This window comes from Lacticaseibacillus saniviri JCM 17471 = DSM 24301 (assembly GCF_001311785.1).
GTDB lineage: Bacteria > Bacillota > Bacilli > Lactobacillales > Lactobacillaceae > Lacticaseibacillus > Lacticaseibacillus saniviri.
This window is the reverse complement of sequence record NZ_BBBX01000010.1, coordinates 28723-48839: the sequence shown is the minus strand read 5'-3', so window position 1 is coordinate 48839 and position 20117 is coordinate 28723. Positions and strand designations below refer to the sequence as shown.

Sequence of the window (20117 nt, the reverse complement as noted above, 5' to 3'; positions counted from 1 at the left end):
GCGACAGAATCAATTTTGCTTCTATATAATTAGGCGCGATTCAGGTAACGCTTCAAGAAGGCTTGCGTGCTTTCTTGTGTGGGGTGATTGAAGATTTGTTCTGGTGAGCCTTCTTCAGCGATGACACCCTGATCCATGAAGACCACGCGATCTGAAATATCACGCGCAAACGCCATTTCATGGGTCACGATGATCATGGTGAGACCGGTGTGGGCGAGTGCGGTCATTGCCGCCAACACATCATCCACCATCTCGGGATCAAGCGCACTGGTTGGTTCATCGAACAAGACGACTTCAGGATCCATGGCCACCGCACGGGCAATAGCGACCCGTTGCTTTTGGCCCCCGGATAATTGGCCGGGCTTCGCATTGATGAAGGGGTCCATACCGACTTGTTGGAGTAACTCGAGCGCGTGGGCCTTGGCGTCGTCTGCTGAGCGCTTCAACACGGTCTGCTGTGGGACAACGACATTGTCCAGCACGCTCAAGTTATTGAACAGGTTGAAACTCTGGAACACCATCCCAACCTTGGCGCGATATTGCGTCAGGTTGTACTTCGGCGTCAGAATATTCTCGCCGTGAAAAGTGATTTCGCCACTGGTTGGTGGTTCCAATAGATTGATGGCACGGAGCAAGGTGGACTTCCCGGACCCGGAACGACCGATAATAGAGACCACTTCACCTTGGTTCACGTCTAAATTGATGTCCTTTAAGACTTCATGTTCACCGAATTGCTTTTGTAAGTTGTTAATTTGAATGAGAGCCATGATAATCCTCCTAACCGATCTTTGGGGTTTCGACTTGCATCTGATTGTTCATCACGTTGTAATCCTTCGGGCCGTCCAAGCGCCGTTCAATCAGGCGGAAGAGGTGGCTGATGGTGAAGGTCAGAATCAGGTAAATCGCACTGACAATCAGGTAAGTGTGGAAGAATTGGAAACTTTGACCGGCGATGGTTTCGGCGCTGAAGAAGAGTTCAGAGACCGAGATGACGGACAGCACTGACGTATCCTTGATATTCACGATGAATTCGTTGGTAACGGCAGGTAGGCTGTTGCGAATCGCTTGTGGCAAAATCACCTTGATCATGGTTTGGAAGTGGCTCATGCCAAGTGCATTGGCGGCTTCGAATTGGCCGGGATCAACGGAGATAATCCCACCACGAATGATTTCGGAGATATACGCCCCAGTATTGATGGAGACGATGATTAACGCGGCCGCTGTGCGATCCATATTCAAATGAAAGGCTTGTGCAGCACCGTAATAAAGGACGGCCGCTTGCACAATCATTGGTGTGCCACGGAAGACTTCGATATAAACCGCGAGTAACCAGTTGCCGACTGCGAGTAAACCACGCTTACCGGTTGTCTTTGGCCGTGGAATCGTCCGAATGACACCGACTAACAAGCCAATGAGGAAGCCGACGATGGTCCCAACTAAGGAAATCAGGAGTGTCATTCCTGTCCCGCGTAACAACATTGGGCCGTATTGCTTCATGATGGTCATGAACCAGTTACTGTTGCTGTCGGTCTTTGGCTGTTGTGCCACCGCTTGCTTCATCAAGCGATTGCGTTCACTGGGACTAATTTTTGCCAGTTCAGCGTTGATGGCAGCCTTGTCGGGATCGTTCTTACGCAGGCCGACTGCAGAGACGTTATCGTCTGGGCTGGTCTTAAAACCGTTCGTCCCCTTGAAGCGAATATACTTCAGGTTAGGATTTGCTGATTCTGCCGTAATCCCTTCTGGTACTTCTGAAACATAGCCATCGATGGTCCCGGAATCGAGCGCACACGCATGGCTGGGAAGTTGTTCATCGCGGGTTCCTTGATGGCACCCGTGAGTTGCTTAATCATGTCATAGTGATACGTGTTGAGTTGCGCGGTAATCTTTGCGCCCTTGAAATCCTTAACGGAAGTGGCGTTGGCGTACTTACTGTTCTTGCGCACCACAACGGTGAGGTTAGCGGTGTAGTAGGCGTTACTGAAATCAATGGTCTTGCGCCGATCGGGTGTTGGTGACATCCCGGCGATAATCGCATCGATCTTGCCCGATGTCAGTGCAGGTGGGAGGCCATCCCAGTCGGTCTTGACCACGACAACCTTTTTGCCGAGTGCCTTGGCAATCTTCTTTGCGATCTGCACGTCGTACCCGTTTGCGTACTCAGAGCTGCCTTGAATCTTGACGGCACCATTGGCGGCAGAATCTTGCGTCCAGTTATACGGCGCATAACCCGCTTCCATGCCGACCTTGAAGGTATCATCCGCCGCGTGGACGGTTGCCTCCTGTACGTTGAACCCAATCCAGAGCAAAAGTGCGCTCATCACTAACCAAAACTTCTTCATGCTGACATTTCTCCCTTCGTTTTCGCTTTCGCGTTTTACCGTTGGGAAATAGAGAAACAAAATCGACCTTTATTAGAGAATGCTAATAAAGGTCGACTCTGCGATTTTAGTATAAAACCAGAATCATAGCGCTCCTTAGCAAATGCTAAGACAGTCCAGGAGTTATTCACCCGCTGGCCCAACAGTACGTTATCCCGTATATAACGCACCATTTCGGCGGTGATCCTTGAGCCTGATTCAACGTGTTAGGGCACTCCTCAGGGTTTGTGATCGACCGCGACCTCTATTTCTTGGTGGTGTATTCAAATGTCTGCCATGAGTTTATAATACCCATCTCATTTTTGTCAAGGCAGTATTTCTAGGGAAATATGATGCAAGCCCTTACTTCTGCCACTTAACCAGGTAACGTTCGGCCAGATTCAAGAGGCCAAACAGAATGAAGGCAACGAGGCTGATTACGATGATACCGCCGTACATCGCGGGATAATCGAGTCGATACCAAGCGTCCATGATGAAGTAGCCCAGCCCAAATTGCGTGCCATACACCTCGGTGAAAAATAAAGTGGCGATGGCGGTTCCTAGTGCCAATCGAAAGGCGGAAATAATCCCCGATAAAGACGCTGGCCAGGTGACGTACCGGAAACGTTCAAAGCGGGTGGCATTCAGGATATTCAGTGATTGATAGATGGATTCAGGAATGGCCGCAACGTAATCGCGCACGGTAATGATGACTTGGAAGACCACAATCAAGGTGATCATTGTGATTTTGACGCATCACCCAGCCCCATCAAGAGCATGACAACGGGTAATAGCGCGATCTTTGGGATCGGATAGGTGAAGTACACCAGGGGATCCACCCATGCGCCCACGCGGGGAAAGCGCACGATGATGATACCGGTCAGCGTGCCGATGACCATGGCCCATAACAGACTCCAAAATAACCGATAGAGGCTGAAGTAGATGTGCCAGCCCATCTGGGTGAGTAAGCTTGGTAACAGGGCATAGACGACGGTAGGCGCCGGCAGAATCGGCCGGTTGACGATGACTGCGGCGAGCCACCACAACAGATGCAACACAATCAAGGCGTAGAGTAACGAACGGATTTTTTTAGCCAAAGGTGAGTTGCACCTCCTGTTCTAAGCGCGCCAATTGTGGATAGAAATCCGGATGCGTGCGTCGATCGGTTTTTGCAATGCCGGCCAGCGGATTGGGGCGCATTTCACCGTGGTGATCGCGCAGAATCAGAAGCCGATCACTCAGCAAGAGCGCTTCGGTGAGGTCGTGCGTCACCAAAAGCGTGCTGACGGGCTGTTGCTGCCATTGCTGGAGAAATAAAGTGTGCGCTGTCTGTTTGAGCACGGGGTCGAGTGCCGAGAAGGCCTCGTCGAGCAATAGGAGATCCGGTATCAGCGCAAATGCCCGCGCGAGTGCCACGCGTTGCTGCTGGCCACCACTCAATTGCCCGGGAAATCGTTGCGCAACCTGCGTTAAACCCAGCGTGGTCATCAACTGCGTCACGTGCTCTTGCTGAGCGGGTGATAACTTGTGGTGTTGCCGTATCTGTGGGGCAAGGGCAATATTGCGGGCCACCGTTTGCCAAGGTAAGAGGCCGTAATCCTGTGGTACCAGCGCCAGTGTGTGCGTTTTGGTACTCAGTGGTGTCTGATTGAGGGTTATGGTGCCACTTGTGGGAATGAGCCCCAAAATCGCGCGTAATAGTGTTGTTTTACCCACACCAGATGGGCCAATGACGGCAACAATCTCTTGTTGCACATCAAACGTTAACTGGGACAAGATAGGTTGTTGGTCGTATGTGACCGTGAGTGCTTGCACCGATAGCATTAGTCAGCCTGAATCTTGAGTTGGTAAGACTCTGAATCCATTTCTTGCTTCAGAATCTGATGTTGATAGGCATAGTTGAACGCTTCACCGAGCATTTGATTAGGAACACGCTTGGCCTTGGTGTACGTTGGTAACTTGGCGGATTTAGCGATGGCTGTTGGATAGCCGAGTTGCTTGGTCAAAATTGATTGATAGTTGCTTGCTTTGTGGGCATTGATGGTTTTAACTGCGCGGTTGTACGCCGTGTAGAACCGTTTGCGAACATCGGCATTTTTACTGATCTTGCGATCGAATGCCATGATTGTTGTTTGATAGTTCTTGGGATTACTTTGAGCGAGCACGCGCAATCCAGCCGCCTTACCCATACTCAAGAAGGGATCAGGAACGACGGTGGCGCTCACCTGTTTATTTTCAACCAATTGCAGCCGCACGGGAATTTGTGGCACTTCACTGATGCTGACCGATTTTTCAGTCAGATTGGCTTTGGCCAGTTCAGTATTCAAATAGAATTGTGGTGTCTGCCGTGGTAACAGGGCGACTTTCTTGCCCGCGAGATCGGCGACGGATTTGACGCTGTCGTCGCCAGTGAGAATTCCGAAATACCCTGTGAGCCCACTACCGATTTTCCAACCCAATTGCCCATTTACATAGGTGGTGAATGCAATGATATCGGTCACGGCGCCATCCAATTGGCCGCCAGCAATCGCGGTGTCACGATCTTTGGGCGACTTGAAGTTCTTCAGATCGACATCGAGTCCAGCATCCTTAAAGTAGCCCTTTTCTTGTGCTACGTAGAGCGGCAGGGAATCGGGTGCGGGCATAGTACCCAAGGTCAGGTGGGTAGTTGTGCTATTGCTAGCTGATGAGGATGACGATTTGATGCTCGATTCCTTTGGCGCACAAGCTGCCAATAAGGTGACCAAACTGAGTCCTAATAAACCTACGAGAAACCATTTCTTCATAACAATACTGCCTCCAAATCTTTGTAGTAATGTCAGTGTAGCATAGCCAAAGAATAACGCCCAATTTGTTATTATGTTTATACATATATTAACCATGCCTAATGTAACCGATTTAATTTGGGTCATTTTGAAAGCGGTTAATCGCGTTGTTGTCGTTATTTGTTCGAATTTGAATAAAAAACACCTAAAACGAAAACCGGTGGTATAGGCCTTTCATGAAAATGACAGAAAACGATACCAGAAAGTGCTTGCATTTGGCCGTTTAACAGACCATACTTAATGACTGTGCAAGAGCTATCTATCGATTACTGTTATTATTTTTTGTTAGTAACGCACAATATAACATCATTTAGGAGGCGACATCATGGTCGGAATTATCCTCGCTAGTCACGGCGAATTCGCAGCCGGGATTAAGCAATCAGGACAAATGATCTTTGGTGAACAGGAAAAGGTCGAAGCAGTCACCTTTATGCCTAATGAAGGTCCAGACGACCTCAAAGCCCACCTCGAAGCAGCTATTGCAAAGTTCGATCCAGAAGATGAAGTACTCTTCTTGATTGACCTGTGGGGGGGTTCACCATTCAACCAGTCCAACGGTTTGTTTGAAGCTCACAAAGACAAGTGGGCAATCGTTACTGGTTTGAACTTACCAATGTTGATCGAAGCTTATGGCTCTCGACTCAGCATGGATTCCGCGCAAGAGATTGCAGCACACTTAGTTGATGCTGGGCGCGATGGCGTGAAGATCAAGCCAGAAAATCTCGAACCTGCTAAGGAAGAGAAGTCTTCTGCAGCAAGTACACAACCTCAAGGGGCATTACCTGAGGGGACAGTTGTTGGTGACGGCAAGATTAAGATCGGGCTCGCTCGTATCGACTCTCGTCTGTTACACGGACAAGTGGCCACAGCATGGACCAAGTCAATTGGCCCTAACCGGATCATTGTTGTTTCAGACAACGTTGCGAAGGACTCATTGCGTAAGACCCTGATTACGGAGGCCGCTCCTCCTGGTGTCAAGGCAAACGTGATTCCAATTGACAAGATGATCCAGATTTATAAGGATCCACGTTTGGTGGCACTAAGGCCTTGTTACTGTTCGAAAACCCTGAAGATGTTGTTCGGGTAGTCGATGGTGGTGTTGATTTACCAGAAGTTAACGTCGGTTCAATGGCGCACTCCGAAGGTAAGGTTATGGTCAACAACGTGTTATCAGTCAACCAAGAAGACGTCGATGCCTTCAAGCACTTGGAATCCAAGGGTGTGAAGTTCGATGTTCGTAAGGTGCCAGCTGATTCACCTGCCAACCTCGATGATTTATTGAAAAAGTCTGGGTTACAAAACGTCTAAGTGTGAGTCACACTTAGCACATATTGGAATGACAGACCCCATCCTTGCCTTACCGTTTGGATGGCGGTCAGACATATATTTAGGAGGAAAACAATGTTAGCAGTTATTCTTGCACTTATTGTGGCATTCTTTGCTGGCATGGAAGGGATTTTGGATCAATTCCAATTTCACCAACCAATCATTGCTTGTTCCTTAATCGGTTTGGTTACGGGACATCCAGTTGAAGGCCTTGTCTTAGGTGGTCAATTACAAATTATTGCTTTAGGTTGGATGAACATCGGTGCCGCTGTTGCACCTGATGCCGCCTTAGCTTCTATCGCTTCTGCCATTCTTGTCTGCATGAAGGGTGCCAGCGTAAGTAACGGTATCGCTTTAGCTATTCCTTTGGCTGTTGCTGGTCAAGTTTTAACTATCTTCGTTCGTTCATTAACTGTTGGGTTAGCTCATGGTGCCGATGCCCAAGCTAAGAAGGGTTCATTCCGTGGTGTTGAAACCATGCACTTGATCGCCTTAATGCTTCAAGGGTTACGGATTGTGTTACCAGCTGCGTTGATTATGGCTGTGCCAACCAGCGTTGTTACTGGGACACTGAACTCGATTCCTGATGTAATTACCAATGGGTTGGCTGTTGCCGGTGGGTTCATCGTTGCCGTTGGGTATGCGATGGTTATCAACATGATGGCAACACCACAATTTGGCCATTCTTCTTCTTAGGTTTCGCGTTATCCGCGGTTTCCGAATTGAACTTAATCGCTATGGGGATCATCGGTCTTGTTATCGCACTTGTTTACCTGCAATTGTCACCACAATTTAATGGCGGCGGTAAGGGTGGCAACAGCGGTAGCACCGGTGGCGATCCTCTCGACGACATCCTGAACGATTACTAGAAGGAGGACTAGACATGGCTGAAGAAATCAAATTAACCAAAAAGATCGAATTAGCGTTTGGTGGCGTAGTCAGTTCCTCCAAGCTTCTTGGAACTACGAACGGATGCAAAACGTTGGTTGGGCATATTCCATGATCCCAGCCTTAAAGAAATTGTATAAGACCAAAGAAGACCGTGCTGACGCCTTGAAGCGTCACTTGGAATTCTTTAACACTCACCCATACTTAGCTGCTCCTATTCTTGGGGTTGAATTAACCCTTGAAGAAAAGCGCGCAAACGGTGCTCAAATTGATGACGCCGCTATCCAAGGGGTTAAGATCGGGATGATGGGCCCTCTGGCTGGTGTCGGGGATCCTATCTTCTGGGGTACCATTCGCCCAGTTATTGGTGCTTTCGCTGCTTCCATGGCGATGTCACAAAACTGGATGGGACCTATCATCTTCTTCCTGGCTTGGAACTTAATTCGTATGGCCTTCCTCTGGTACACTCAAGAATTGGGTTACCGTCAAGGGGAAAACATCACCAAAGACCTCTCTGGTGGTTTGATGCAAAAGATCACTACCGGTGCTTCAATTTTAGGGATGTTCATCATGGGGGTTCTGGTACCTCGTTGGACAACCATGAAATTCCCTATGAAGATTTCCGAAGTGAAGGTTGCTAAGGACGGTCAAGTTGACTTTAGTGCGTTAACACATGGCCACGAAGTAACTGCAGATGCAATTCGTAAGGTTATCGGTCAAATCCAAGGTGGCGCAAGCGTTACTCCAACTAAGGTAACAACCTTGCAAGACACATTGAACCAATTGATTCCTGGTTTAATGCCACTTCTTCTGACCTTCTTATGTATCTGGTTACTGCGGAAGAAAGTTAGTCCTATTGTTATCATCTTCGGTTTATTCGCTGTTGGGATTCTCGGCTACTGGGCTGGTATCTTCGGCGTTTAATCGCAAAATGGTGTGGTGCTTCTACAGGGCGCACACAAACAAAGGCCGAAACCTCACGGGGTTTCGGCCTTTGTCATGCTATAATTGATCAGGTAGACAAGCACGTTAAGGAGGCCAAACATGGTTGAATCACTGAATAGAGAAGTTGAATATGCAATCAAGGTGAATTCGATGCTGAACCCTAATGATCCAAAACCCGGTGTCATGGCACTGGGGGATGCAGGTATCGAATATCGGGCCAACAATGGTGTCGGGTTTATCCAGATTCCGTGGGAGAATATTAAGCTGGTGCGCGCCCAAGTGATGTGGAAGAATCACATTCGGGGGTTTTATATCGATCTCGATGACAGTCGCACGATTAATTTCGTTGCGAGCGATGCGATACCCGCACTCAAGGTGATGCGTGAACACTTGGGTTCAGCCAAGCTGGTTCGCACCAAAACCATTGTGGGATCAGTATCGAAGTGGTGGCGGAAGAGGCATCCGAAAAAGCATAGCTTGTGTTGTGATAGGATTTAATTGTAGTGGTTGAACCCTACCTGTTGAAGACAAAAGGCGTTGATATCCCTCTAAATGAAGGAATATCAACGCCTTTTTTGGTAGATTTATCCTGTTGGCGTTGTCGCCAGCATCCAGGTCAACTGTGCGGTGTAGGTACCTGCCATGATGTGTGGCAGGCGCTTAATGGCAATCCCGGCAGCCGCGGCAGAGATGTTGACCGAATTCTGACCGGTTTTTGTGGCCGGTGGCGCACTGGTGACAGGAACAACTTGGTGAATGTCGCGAATACGGTAGGATAGCTGGGTATTCGTTGTAACGTTATTCCGCATGATCATTTGAATCATTGCGGTTCCGGCGTCATCCGGGTGTTGTTCGAGCGGTTGTTGCGTCACTTTATTGATAAATGGGCCCATTTCAACACTGAGATTCCATCCTGGGCTTTGATTACGTGCATCAGTGACGATGATTGACTTCAATTGTGCCGTATTTTGCTGAAGTAACCATTGTGACCGATCAGTCATAAGATTGGCGACACCAGGATACCGTTGATTAAAAATATCGGCGACGGAAAGGTTGGTGCCATCTGCTTTCTTGAATGAGAAGCTCGGCACGCTATCGAGCGTGAGGTCACCGTCTGGGACTTCAGGTTGGGTCACCTCTTTGTTTGGGGCAATCAACTGATAACTGAGTAACTTGTCAGCTGTTGCGGTCTCAAATATGAGCTGCGCATTATCACCGTACACAGTTCCGGTTTGCGCTTTGACTTGTTGTGGTGGAATGCCCGGTTCCATGGCATCAACTTGACCGGGAATCGTGAAGGACAACTTGACGTCCCTGCCTTGGGGGAATTGTGGAATACCGGTTACTGTTAATGTGTCGAGTGCGGTGAGTTGCGCGGTGAGCGTGACAGTGGTGTTGCCGACCGTGGCAGTAATAGGCATGGTTTGGCCTAACGTGAGCCGGGTACCGTTCGTATTGAGATAGCTGATACCAGATGCTTTGCTCAAAACGGCGGTCAGTGTGCCCGAAATGGGCCACGATTGTTTACCATCGCTCATGGCATGCAAGTCATATTGATAGTTAACGCGGTCGTTTGATTGTAAGCCTGTATTGGCAGTGACCACCTGGTTATTTTTGTACAGTTCAACTTCACCTGAAGCACTGACAATCCCTGGAATGGACCGGAAACTGACAACATTCGCTTCGGTGTTAAGGCCGGTTGAGCCAGTAAATCCCATATAGAGCTTGCTTGTGCCAAAAATCCGTGTAACATCGGCATTGCTCCAGTGAATATTCTTGCTGATTAACCCTAAGTTGCCTCCTGTACTGAATTGATAGGTGAGCGTACCGCCACCATTATCGGCATCGCGCTGCCAACTGACGTTGAAGGCGTGCCAAGCGTTATCGGCGAGATTATTGGGTACTTTGGTGATAGCATCTGCTGGGAAGTCCAGTGCCACTCTTGATCCGATAAATGGAATCCCAAAAGTCGTGTAGGCACTCGGCTGATTAGGATAGCCATGCGCAAGATACTGACGCACCGGGCCACCGCCACCGGGCCATATGCTGTGATCAAGCTCGTTTTGATTAGGATAGGTGTCAAACGCAACAACAAAACTCTTCTTTAATGTTTTGGCATCGTTAGCAGCACCAGTTGCAGCACTTGCTTCCTGCGAGCCCCACACACCGATGGATGCACCATTATTACCAATGACAGTCGGCTTGACACCAGTTAGTGCAAACGTCATTCCATCACCAGGATTAGAGAAAAATTCACCGGAACGTTGCCAAAGAACAGATTCATACTTGCCTGAAATGCACTTGAGGAAAGGTCCACAATGGGGGCATCACTCCACATGGCACCAGATTGCCAGGCTTGCTGTGGATTGACTTCAACACCGACATCGTATTGGCCACTCTTGATGACGTTCGCAGAATTTCCCGAGACTTGTAACGGTGAGAAGATTTGATTAAAAGGAATGAATCCTGGCCTGCCGTTGGTTCGGGGCGGTTCAAAGTAGCGATTGCCCCACGGTACTGTTGATACATCGGCCGCCGAAACGGGATTGAGCTTAACTGAGACAAATAGAATGAACAACAAAGTTAGCGCTATCATTTTTTGAACATGATTGTTGTTGGCCAAATACGATGGCCGCTCCCTCCCATAAATGATTATTTAAAATCATAGCACGATAATTTAGAGAGGTATATAGAATAATTTGAAATAATTTACATTATAAAAAGACACCGTTATACTCATGTTAATGAATATAACGGTGTCTTTAATTTATGCAGGCACAGCGGCAAGCTCCCATGTGAGTTCCGATTGATAATCATCCGCGATCACATTAGCGATGCGCTCAGTGATTGCTAATCCTGATGCCAAAACGGAGAAGCGATGCTCGTTGCTCGCTATTGGTAAGGTACTGATCGGAACGGGCTGTGCATCATCGCGAATTTTGGGGTGAGCCTTTCGACTTGGTTCGATTCATCCCGCAGAATAAATTCGAGCGCGGCTGCTTCATGGGCGCTGAGTAAGCGATGGGTATGCTGACTCACAAAGGTGACATGGCCACATTGAGGCGTAATGGGGCCTTGTGGTGGCCATCAATGCGAATGGCATCCTGCTGGTTACTAGGACCCCTCAACCAACTGCGATTATTCATCGGCAATGGGGATTGACCATCGAAGCGCTGATTGATGATGTCCGCGACAGTGGGATTGGTACCTTCAGGTGTTGTGAATGCAAAATTGTCGGGCACTTGAATCCCACCAGATGGATGTGGAGGCGTAATCGGCGCTGGTGGCGCCACCAGCAGATAATCAAGGGTGTTGTCCGTCGCCGCCGTTTGAAACAGGATGTGCGCATTATCGCCATAGACTGTCCCCGTTTGAGCACGCACTGCATGACTGCCACTACCGGGTGTGAGTGCATCAACTTGTAGCGGTAGAGACAAGTGCAGCGTCGTGGTCGTATTCAATGCAAATGCAGGGATATCAGTGATGGTTAGTGTCTCTGCCGTGGTCAGTTTGGCCGACAATGTGATGGGTTGCTGGTTAATCGTGGCGTTGAGACGCATGCTCTGATTGACGGCGAGGTGCGAGCCACTAGGTGTCAGATAGCTGAGGCCCTGAGGCTTATTGAGAACAGCGGTGAGGGTGCCAGCCAGCGGCCAAGGCTGACGACCATCACCAGTTGACATCAGGGTATACTCACTATCGACGCGATCGCCACTGTGGAGTTCAGTTGTCGCATCAACGGGTTGTTGATTGCGCGATAAGCTGGCCTGACCATTGGCAGCCACGACCCCGGGAATCGCTCGAAAGCTGGCGACATTGGCCTCAGTGCTATTGCCCGTGGAACCTGTGAAGCCCAAGTAAAGTTCTTGTGTTCCAAATATGCGATTGATGTCACTGTCTGTCCAGTGCACGGCTTTGCTGATGAGGCCCAGCGCACTACCGGTCTCGAATTGATAGGTCAGCGTGCCGCCTTTGTGGTCATCATCGCGTTGCCAACTCACATTAAAGGTGTGCCAAGTGCCATCTGAAAGGTTATTGGGCAATCGGGTGACCGCGTCGGTAGGTAAGCTGAGAATGGCCCTGTTGAACCACCATTCCTGTCGGGTGCCATAGTTGCTGGCGAGATTCGGATATCCATGTGCGATGTATTGTTTGGTATTGGCCGTAACATTCTTCCAGATATTGAGGTCAAAGTCATCCGCATTCGGATAGGTGTCAAAAGCGACCACAAAGCTTTTTTTCAAGGTTCTAGCGTTGGTCGCTGCCGCTGCTGCACTGTCATCATCCTTTGACCCCCAGACACCAATAGAAGCGCCGTTATTACCGATGACAGTTGGGCGCACACCGGTTAAGGCAAAAGCCATGCCATCACCTGGTTGTTTTGGCACCTGACCGAAAAAGAGTGCCATGCTAGCTTGAAAAGAATCGGCGCTCAAGTCCACAATACGATCCTTGCTCCAAATCGCACCGGATTGATTGGTCTGATTGGGATTCACCTCAACCCCAACGTCATACTGATTGCTGGGATCGCGGATGACATTGGCCGCATTGCCTGGAACCGAGAGCGGCGCAAATATCTGATTGAAGGGAATAAACCCGGGTTGCTGATTGATGGTGGGTGGTTCAATGTAGCGATTGCCCCATGAGACGGCCTCGACCGACAATGTGGGCATCAGACCGACCAGTAGCAAACTAACGAGGGTGAAGCTGACAATGATTTTTCGCATGACTGACAATGGACGCCCGTGAGCTGGCGTTAATTTCCTCCGATTATGATGATAGCAGCATCATAACATGTTCAGAATGGTGATTAAATAGAATATTCGAAAATTATTATTGTAATAACGATGATTTTGGATGAATAAATATAATTTTAAAAATAAAAAAGCACATATGGCTGCACTGCTAAGTACAACCATATGTGCTTAATATGTTTGAGGAATTTCTGATGACGAAAGCTTAGTCACCTAAGTTAATGAAGTCGCCGGCTTCGAGTAAGATCTTAACGAAATCGGGCACGGTGTCTGTCCGGTTCCAGTCACGTTGCCATTCGCAAGCAATTTGGGCATTGGTTGTGAGTTGGGCACCGGCTTGTTCAACTCGACGCAGGGCAGTTTCGTGGGAAACAAGGGAAGTCCCACCGACAGCGTCAACAACAGGATAAACTTCATAGCCTTCCTTTAAGGCATCCAGTGTTGGGAAGGTTAAGCAGGCTTCAGTCCATAATGCGGCGATCAATAACTTCTTGCGACCAGTTGCCTTAACGGCTTCGACGAATTGTTCATCTTGCCATGCATTGATGGATGAACGGTCGATGCTTGGTTGGTCAGGTAAGAGTTGCTTGATGTCGGGAATGGTGTCCTTGTTGCGGCCACTTTGAACGTTAACAGTGGACAACACGATAGGAACAGAATAAGCCTTTGCCAACTTGATTGTCGTTGAAATATTTTGAATTAAGGTGTGATGATTCATCGATTCAATTGACGAAATCTGAGTTGGTTGATAATCGATTACCAATAATGCAGTATTTTCTGGTGTCATCAGGATATCAGTTGCGGGATCGCGACGTGGAAAACTTGTCATAAATAATCACTCCTAAAATAAAATTGGAAAGGCTTTATCGGCTTTTCAAAAACATTATAGAATTAAATTGCAAAATTGGCGACGATTTAGACTTTTCGCATATAACTGTGCGCAATACTTGGGAAGATATAGATCAAACGTTCCACTTGTTCGTGCGTTGTCTTCGCTTCAATCAGATCGGTCAGGCCGTTGATGGTTTCAACCGCATCGTTGCCGACGCTGGTTGCACCGACCAGTTGATGATCGCGATCAAAGACCACAGAAACACCCGCGTGCACTTCATTACCGACTTGGCGGAACCAGTCATTTTGGTAATCGAAGTGTTCAACAGTGTATTGATCGGATTCCTCCGCTTCTGCGGCACTGACACCGACTGTCGCAATCCGTGGTGAGGTGAAGACAGTGTAGGCAATGGCTGGGTAATCGATGGCGTCACTGGTTTCCTTGGTGAACAGGTGTGCCAAGTATTGAGATTCAAAAATAGCGACAGGGGTAATCTTGGGTTGTGGCTTATTCAAGATATCACCCGTGGCATAGACACCTGGCACATTGGTTTCGAGGTGATCGTCGACTGTGATACCGGCCACAGGATCGTATTCGAGACCGATTTGATCCCAGTTCATGTCGGTTGTGACCGCTGTGCGACCGGTGGCATCGACGACGTAATCCGTGGTGTGTGTGTAGCCATCAGGACCGGTTAGTTCGATGGCATCACCGCGCTTGGTTGCGGCTGTAATGCTAGTTTGATAGTGGAACTTCACCCCACGATCACGCAGATCGGCAATGACGGTATCCACGTATGGGGCGTAGAAATCACGTAATGCCCGACTGCCGCGCAGGATGACGGTGACATCAGCGCCGAAAGCATTGGCGATGGTTGCAAATTCCATGCGACGTAGCCTGCACCGATGATGGTCAAGCGCTTAGGCATGTCTTCGAGAACCAGAAAATCAGTACTGTCATGTAACAGTTCCTTACCAGGAATATCCAGGCGATGTGGCACACGACCAGTGGCAATCACGATTTTGTCTGCGGTGTAATCCTTATCGTTGACGCGCAGGGTGTGGGCATCCACAAAGGTGGCGTGGCCGATAATGTTGGTGACGCCGGCACCGGCCAGTTTCATTTCGTTACCATAGGCCAAACCATCGATGACTTCATGCTTGTGGGCCATAAGATCATGCCAGTTGAGCGTTGGTAATTGATCAAAACCGCGCCCTTGCAGTTGTTCCACCTGGCGCATCAATTCAACGGGCCGATCGAGCGTAATCTTAGCGTTACAGCCGCGATTTGTGCAGACCCCGCCGAAGCGACCTTCTTCGATAACACCGACGCGCAAGCCCGCTTTGCTCATTGGGATGGCGCCATTCCAGGCCGCTTGGCCGCTACCAATAAATAACACATCAAAATCCATTTGTGTTTCCCCCTTATGTATGACTAATGAAATGACTACTCTCTTAGTCTAGCGAACTTTAATGGCAATGCCACGTAATTTGCTTTGCCCAGCTTAGAGAAACCCTTGTACCAGGTGTAAAAGCTGTGCATTATCGCGGATATAACTACTGTGGTTGGCATGTGGCACGATGGTCAGTGTGGCGTTTGGAATATTGGCGGCGATGCGCAGGGTTTCTTTGCGGTCGATCAAATCACGACTGCCGGCTAATACCAGTGTGGGTGCTTGAATACGCTTCAACGCACGTAAGGAGATATTGGGCTCATTGCGCATCATTTGAATCAAGGGGTCATGACTCATATTGGCGGATACCGCAAAGAGCGCACGAGCCGAACGGCGCAGGCCTTGCGGGGTGAGGTTGGCGCCAGCGACAACCAGCTTATTGATGCGGGTGGGATAGTGGATGGCAAGCAGCAGCGCCACGATCCCGCCGTCTGAGAAGCCCAGGACGGTGGCACGCTCCAACTGTAACCGGCGAATAAAGGCGGCAACATCGTGCATCATCAGATTGTAGCTGACGGGAGCTTCTTGGCTCAGCCCGTGGCGCCGACTGTCCAGTGCATAAACGGTGTAGCGGGTGCTCAGCTCGCGACGCAACTGATCGAAGAGATGATGATTTTCACCGTTGCCGTGCAGTAGGATCAGAGCGGGACCGTGACCACTTTTGACGTAGTAGAGTTGAACTTGATTGACTGTGATAAACATGTATTTCCTCCAATGTCTATTTTCCGGGAAATAGGGGTGCGTTCGCACTTCTTTGCAGAAACCAGTATAATAGGGAAGTAAACTATCCCAAGGAGGCCAAATTAATGGCAAAAAAGATCCTCGTGGTCGACGACGAAAAGCCAATTTCAGATATCGTGAAATTCAATTTAACTAAAGAAGGCTATGATGTCGTGACCGCTTATGATGGTGAAGAAGCGATCGCTAAAGTGAATTCTGAAGAACCTGATTTGATTCTCTTAGACCTGATGTTACCAAAAATTGATGGCCTTGAAGTTGCACGTCAGGTACGCAAAGATCATGATACACCGATCATTATGTTGACAGCAAAAGACTCTGAAATCGATAAAGTATTAGGCCTGGAACTCGGGGCCGATGATTATGTGACGAAGCCATTCTCTAACCGTGAATTGGTAGCGCGTGTAAAGGCTAATTTGCGTCGGCAAACCAGCAACGCCACTAACAGCAACGAAGCAGACGATGAGAACAAGGAAGTCAGTGTGGGCGACCTCACGATTCATCCCGACGCTTATACCGTTTCAAAGCGCGGTGAGAATATCGAATTGACGCACCGTGAATTCGAACTGCTGCACTACCTCGCGCGGCACTTGGGCCAAGTGATGACCCGTGAACACTTACTGCAAACGGTGTGGGGCTATGATTACTTCGGCGATGTACGGACGGTGGACGTTACCGTGCGGCGCTTGCGTGAAAAATCGAAGACAATCCTTCCCATCCCGAATGGTTGGTCACCCGTCGTGGTGTCGGCTACTTTTTGAAGAATCCTGAAGCAGAATAGGGGCGACGTCAGTGAATAAAAAGATTCGGCTGTTTCAGTCGATCCACTTCAAGATTGCCATCGTGTTCATCTTGCTTCTATTGGTCACGGTGGAAATCATCGGGGCCTATTTTGTGCGCTCATTGGAACAACAAATGTGGATACCTTCAAGACCAGCATCAATATCGATCCCTATATTCAAGACAAGCTGGCCACTGATCTGATGCAGGAAGGCAACGAAACCAGTGACCGCGATATCAAGTCGACAATCAGTCAGGCGGAAGTGGCTAATTCTGGGCAGGTGCAAGTCATCGATGCCAAGGGCACCATCCGTGGTAACAGTAACGTCAATGAACAGTCGAGCGTCGGTCAAAAGGCGACTTCGGCCAGCATTAAGAACGTCTTGTACAACGGTCAAACCTACGAAGGCTATGAGTATGGTGATAAGACTGGGGCGGCATATACCAAGATTATTCCACTAAAGAGTACCAGTACGACTGGTGACACCGGGAATATCGTGGGTGCCGTCTATATCAGTGTCAATATGAACTCGGTCTACGACAACATCAATCAGATTGTCCGAATCTTCTTGATTGCGAGTCTGGTTGCCGGGTTGCTCGGAACGTTGATCTCAATCGTCATCAGTCGAGCGATCACTCGACCGATTGATGAAATGAAGAAACAGGCGATTCGGATGGCGCGCGGGGATTACTCCGGTCAAGTGCGCATCTACGGTCAAGATGAGCTGGGTCAATTGGCGGTTGCCGTCAATAATCTCTCTGTTCGGGTTGAAGAGGCGCAAGAAGCGTCCGAATCCGAGCGGCGACGACTCGATTCTGTGTTAGCCCATATGACGGACGGGGTGATTGCGACTGACCGTCGAGGAAACGTCATTATCATCAATGAAACCGCACTTGAATTCTTGAATCGCAAGAATGAAGATACCATTGGTGTCTCGATTTTGAAGTTGTTGAACATCGATAAGGACTACACCTTGCGCGATTTGTTGGAGAACCAGCAGGAACTCTTGCTCGATTTCTCCGAACAGACCGATCATGACCTGATTCTGCGGGCCGACTTCTCACTGATTCAGCGTGAAACTGGCTTTATTTCTGGCTTGGTTGCCGTGCTGCATGATGTCACGGAGCAACAGAAGAACGATCGTGAGCGGCGCGAATTTGTCTCCAATGTGTCACATGAATTGCGGACACCGCTGACCTCCATGCGCAGTTATATCGAAGCGTTGAACGATGGCGCTTGGCAAGATCCGAAGTGGCACCTCAATTTTGAAGGTGACACAAGAAGAAACGGATCGAATGATTCGGATGATCAATGATCTGTTGAGCCTGTCACGCCTGGATTCAGGGACCAGCAAAATCGATTTGGAATACCTCAATTTGAATGAATTCTTCAATTATATTCTGGATCGCTTCGACATGATGTTGAAGACCGATAATGAACATACCGGTGAAGCCTCATCCGCCAATCAATCCGAGAAACGCAAGCAGTACACGATCAAGCGTGAAATTACGCGTCGTGATCTGTGGGTTGAAGTGGACCCCGATAAGTTTATGCAAGTGATCGATAATATTTTGAACAACGCGATTAAGTACTCACCAGACGGCGGTGTCATCACCGCGCGGCTGCTCGAGACGCACAATCACGTCATCCTCTCAATCAGTGACCAAGGCTTGGGGATTCCACGCAAGGATCTCAACAAGATCTTTGACCGCTTCTACCGTGTTGATAAGGCGCGTTCGCGGAAGCAAGGTGGGACCGGGCTGGGACTTGCGATTTCTAAGGAAGTTGTCGAGGCACTGAATGGCCGGATTTGGGTCGATTCTCAGGAAGGTCGAGGCAGTACCTTCTATATTTCACTGCCTTACGATCCATTAGACGATGGAGGTGAATGGGATGAAGCTTAGTGGTTGGCTCTTGCGCATTGCGTTGATTACAGTCGTCGTCATCAGCGGTGTCTTCTCATGGCTCATCCTGCAGAATCCATCACGTTTGGAACGGCAGGATACCAGTACCGTGCAGACGACAGTTCCGATTAAAACCAATACGACACAAGAAAATAGTGTGTACCTGCCCACGTCTGCTTATTACCAGGGTGATGCACAGAAACAGTTCTTGACCGTAGCGACGCACGATATTGTGAGTCAGTTGCAACAAGAGCTGAAAGGTAGCAGGATGGGCCCGATTCAGAGCAATACCAAGCTCAGTACGGCCGCCTACAATGCCTTAATCACCAGCAAGAATTCATTACAGCTGGTGTACGCCGATAGCGTGCCATTTGCACTGTTCAATGGCCGCTTCTTCAAAAAGGCGCTCAGCACCAAAACGAATTTTCAGTTCAACCGAATCTTGATCCGGACCCAAACAGCGGCCCAGATTATTTTGGTCAACGATAAAACCCGCCAGATCTACACGGCGCGCTTGCGTGGTGTTGATACGAAGAAATTGATGGCGGTGATCAAAAAAGGCCAAACAGCCGGATTACCGATGACCGAACAGCGGTTTAAGAATCGCGAGGTGGCGATGTTCACTGAACCAGTGTCCGTGCGGCCTTACGCATACCTGCTGGATCGGCAAAGCGCCAATCACTACATTTCGAGTCTGTTAACCGCGCAAGCGCGAGGCAGTGTTGATGCGCGTGAGCTCGGCAACGAAACCGTGTATACGGTCGGCACCACCCATCGATTGACGACAAATGCCGCCACTGGGGCGATGCAGTATGAAAATACCGCGATGCCTGATCCACCAAAGGCGCAGGATAAGTTGTTCACCGAGACGTTTAAGGCGCTGGCTCAACTCGATCTCCCAAGTGTCACCACCATGCGTTACTTTGCGCTAGATCCCGTGGCACATGCCGTCACCTATCGCAGTTTTGTGCAGAGTTTTCCAATTTTTAACCAAACCGAGAATGGCACGGTCAAGGTGACGTATAACGATACGGCACTGCAAGTTGATTTCTCAAGCGATAACGTCACGGTGCCAATTCCAACGGATCAGAGTGCTGTTAAGTTGCCTAGCACAGTGGACCTGTTAGCACAACTGAATGCAGCAGGTTATGCCAATAACAAGATCAACAACATTGTGCTGGGTTATCAGTGGATGAAGCAATCCGCGACTGACTTGGTGGTGGACTTACAACCGGCATACTATGTCGAAATCAATGGTGTCTACAAACAGGCAAATGATTGGCTCAAAAACACCAGTGAGGAGGGATAACC

Annotated in this window: 14 protein-coding genes, 6 pseudogenes and 1 riboswitch; of the genes and pseudogenes, 7 read left to right on the top strand and 13 right to left on the bottom strand. The window is 49.0% G+C overall.

The genetic code is table 11. The features are described from left to right. Positions 1 to 29: 29 nt before the first annotated feature. The 6 genes and pseudogenes from JCM17471_RS06545 to JCM17471_RS06525 all read right to left on the bottom strand — a co-directional run bounded on the left by JCM17471_RS06545 (position 30) and on the right by JCM17471_RS06525 (position 5146). Complete coding sequence (locus JCM17471_RS06545; protein WP_054777280.1) at positions 30 to 767, bottom strand: amino acid ABC transporter ATP-binding protein; 738 nt, start codon at positions 765 to 767, stop codon at positions 30 to 32. A 10-nt stretch (positions 768 to 777) separates the two neighbouring features. Beyond that, positions 778 to 2342: pseudogene (locus tag JCM17471_RS06540) on the bottom strand (ABC transporter permease subunit). Positions 2343 to 2460: 118 nt separating this feature from the next. Next, positions 2461 to 2636: riboswitch (Lysine riboswitch) on the bottom strand. Positions 2637 to 2723: 87 nt separating this feature from the next. After that, positions 2724 to 3101 carry an ABC transporter permease gene (locus tag JCM17471_RS15145; RefSeq protein WP_225354166.1) on the bottom strand — a complete coding sequence of 126 codons (378 nt, stop codon included), beginning with the start codon at positions 3099 to 3101 and terminating at the stop codon, positions 2724 to 2726. Beyond that, on the bottom strand, positions 3098 to 3457 hold the full coding sequence (locus JCM17471_RS15140) for an ABC transporter permease (protein WP_225354165.1): 360 nt from the start codon (positions 3455 to 3457) through the stop codon (positions 3098 to 3100). The genes JCM17471_RS15145 and JCM17471_RS15140 overlap by 4 nt, the downstream gene beginning before the upstream one ends. Continuing rightward, the gene (locus JCM17471_RS06530) at positions 3450 to 4184 is read right to left on the bottom strand and encodes an ABC transporter ATP-binding protein (protein ID WP_054777279.1); all 735 of its coding nucleotides are present in this window, start codon (positions 4182 to 4184) and stop codon (positions 3450 to 3452) included. The genes JCM17471_RS15140 and JCM17471_RS06530 overlap by 8 nt, the downstream gene beginning before the upstream one ends. Continuing rightward, the gene (locus JCM17471_RS06525; protein ID WP_054777278.1) at positions 4184 to 5146 is read right to left on the bottom strand and encodes an ABC transporter substrate-binding protein; all 963 of its coding nucleotides are present in this window, start codon (positions 5144 to 5146) and stop codon (positions 4184 to 4186) included. Before JCM17471_RS06525 ends, JCM17471_RS06530 begins: the two co-directional genes overlap by 1 nt. A 364-nt stretch (positions 5147 to 5510) precedes the next feature. On the opposite strand from JCM17471_RS06525, the pseudogene JCM17471_RS06520 reads away from it, so the two are divergent. The 4 genes and pseudogenes from JCM17471_RS06520 to JCM17471_RS06505 all read left to right on the top strand — a co-directional run bounded on the left by JCM17471_RS06520 (position 5511) and on the right by JCM17471_RS06505 (position 8842). Beyond that, positions 5511 to 6493 (top strand): annotated as a pseudogene (locus JCM17471_RS06520) (mannose/fructose/sorbose PTS transporter subunit IIA). A gap of 93 nt (positions 6494 to 6586) precedes the next feature. Further along, positions 6587 to 7380, top strand: a pseudogene (locus JCM17471_RS06515) (PTS mannose/fructose/sorbose transporter subunit IIC). Positions 7381 to 7411: 31 nt separating this feature from the next. Then, entirely contained in the window at positions 7412 to 8323 is a 912-nt protein-coding gene (locus tag JCM17471_RS06510; RefSeq protein WP_054777277.1) for a PTS system mannose/fructose/sorbose family transporter subunit IID, read from the top strand. 120 nt (positions 8324 to 8443) lie between these two features. Continuing rightward, complete coding sequence (locus tag JCM17471_RS06505) at positions 8444 to 8842, top strand: DUF956 family protein (protein WP_054777276.1); 399 nt, start codon at positions 8444 to 8446, stop codon at positions 8840 to 8842. Positions 8843 to 8928: 86 nt separating this feature from the next. On the opposite strand, the gene JCM17471_RS06500 is transcribed toward JCM17471_RS06505, so the two are convergent. The 7 genes and pseudogenes from JCM17471_RS06500 to JCM17471_RS06475 all read right to left on the bottom strand — a co-directional run bounded on the left by JCM17471_RS06500 (position 8929) and on the right by JCM17471_RS06475 (position 16085). Continuing rightward, complete coding sequence (locus JCM17471_RS06500; protein WP_054777275.1) at positions 8929 to 10572, bottom strand: WxL domain-containing protein; 1644 nt, start codon at positions 10570 to 10572, stop codon at positions 8929 to 8931. Continuing rightward, positions 10569 to 10967: an L-type lectin family protein gene (locus tag JCM17471_RS06495; RefSeq protein ID WP_054777274.1), complete on the bottom strand. Its 399-nt coding sequence runs from the start codon at positions 10965 to 10967 to the stop codon at positions 10569 to 10571. Before JCM17471_RS06495 ends, JCM17471_RS06500 begins: the two co-directional genes overlap by 4 nt. 412 nt (positions 10968 to 11379) lie before the next feature. Continuing rightward, on the bottom strand, positions 11380 to 13071 hold the full coding sequence (locus tag JCM17471_RS06490) for a lectin-like domain-containing protein (RefSeq protein WP_156321631.1): 1692 nt from the start codon (positions 13069 to 13071) through the stop codon (positions 11380 to 11382). Between the two features lie 232 nt (positions 13072 to 13303). Continuing rightward, positions 13304 to 13927 (bottom strand): hydrolase, encoded by a 624-nt coding sequence (locus JCM17471_RS06485; protein WP_054777272.1) that lies wholly within the window; start codon positions 13925 to 13927, stop codon positions 13304 to 13306. Between the two features lie 86 nt (positions 13928 to 14013). Then, the gene (locus JCM17471_RS16485) at positions 14014 to 14475 is read right to left on the bottom strand and encodes an oxidoreductase dimerization domain-containing protein (RefSeq protein ID WP_369395818.1); all 462 of its coding nucleotides are present in this window, start codon (positions 14473 to 14475) and stop codon (positions 14014 to 14016) included. Next, positions 14467 to 15281, bottom strand: a pseudogene (locus tag JCM17471_RS16480) (FAD-dependent oxidoreductase); the annotation flags it as partial. The gene JCM17471_RS16485 and the pseudogene JCM17471_RS16480, both read right to left, overlap by 9 nt. 153 nt (positions 15282 to 15434) lie before the next feature. Then, on the bottom strand, positions 15435 to 16085 hold the full coding sequence (locus tag JCM17471_RS06475) for an alpha/beta fold hydrolase (protein ID WP_054777271.1): 651 nt from the start codon (positions 16083 to 16085) through the stop codon (positions 15435 to 15437). A gap of 104 nt (positions 16086 to 16189) precedes the next feature. Here JCM17471_RS06475 and yycF point away from each other — a divergent pair. From yycF to JCM17471_RS06460, 3 genes and pseudogenes are all read left to right on the top strand, one after another. Next, a pseudogene (gene yycF / locus JCM17471_RS06470) lies at positions 16190 to 16902 on the top strand (response regulator YycF). An 11-nt stretch (positions 16903 to 16913) separates the two neighbouring features. Then, positions 16914 to 18806: pseudogene (gene walK, locus JCM17471_RS06465) on the top strand (cell wall metabolism sensor histidine kinase WalK). After that, on the top strand, positions 18796 to 20115 hold the full coding sequence (locus tag JCM17471_RS06460; RefSeq protein WP_054777270.1) for a YycH family regulatory protein: 1320 nt from the start codon (positions 18796 to 18798) through the stop codon (positions 20113 to 20115). The pseudogene walK and the gene JCM17471_RS06460 overlap by 11 nt, the downstream one beginning before the upstream one ends. Positions 20116 to 20117 lie beyond the last annotated feature (2 nt).

Coding starts and splice junctions, on each gene's coding strand:
- JCM17471_RS06545 (WP_054777280.1), bottom strand. CDS start 767: ATGGCTCTCATTCAAATTAACAACTTACAAAAGCAATTCGGTGAACAT.
- JCM17471_RS15145 (WP_225354166.1), bottom strand. CDS start 3,101: ATGATCACCTTGATTGTGGTCTTCCAAGTCATCATTACCGTGCGCGAT.
- JCM17471_RS06530 (WP_054777279.1), bottom strand. CDS start 4,184: ATGCTATCGGTGCAAGCACTCACGGTCACATACGACCAACAACCTATC.
- JCM17471_RS06525 (WP_054777278.1), bottom strand. CDS start 5,146: ATGAAGAAATGGTTTCTCGTAGGTTTATTAGGACTCAGTTTGGTCACC.
- JCM17471_RS06505 (WP_054777276.1), top strand. CDS start 8,444: ATGGTTGAATCACTGAATAGAGAAGTTGAATATGCAATCAAGGTGAAT.
- JCM17471_RS06500 (WP_054777275.1), bottom strand. CDS start 10,572: ATGACGTTTGCACTAACTGGTGTCAAGCCGACTGTCATTGGTAATAAT.
- JCM17471_RS06490 (WP_156321631.1), bottom strand. CDS start 13,071: ATGCGAAAAATCATTGTCAGCTTCACCCTCGTTAGTTTGCTACTGGTC.
- JCM17471_RS06485 (WP_054777272.1), bottom strand. CDS start 13,927: ATGACAAGTTTTCCACGTCGCGATCCCGCAACTGATATCCTGATGACA.
- JCM17471_RS06475 (WP_054777271.1), bottom strand. CDS start 16,085: ATGTTTATCACAGTCAATCAAGTTCAACTCTACTACGTCAAAAGTGGT.
- JCM17471_RS06460 (WP_054777270.1), top strand. CDS start 18,796: ATGAAGCTTAGTGGTTGGCTCTTGCGCATTGCGTTGATTACAGTCGTC.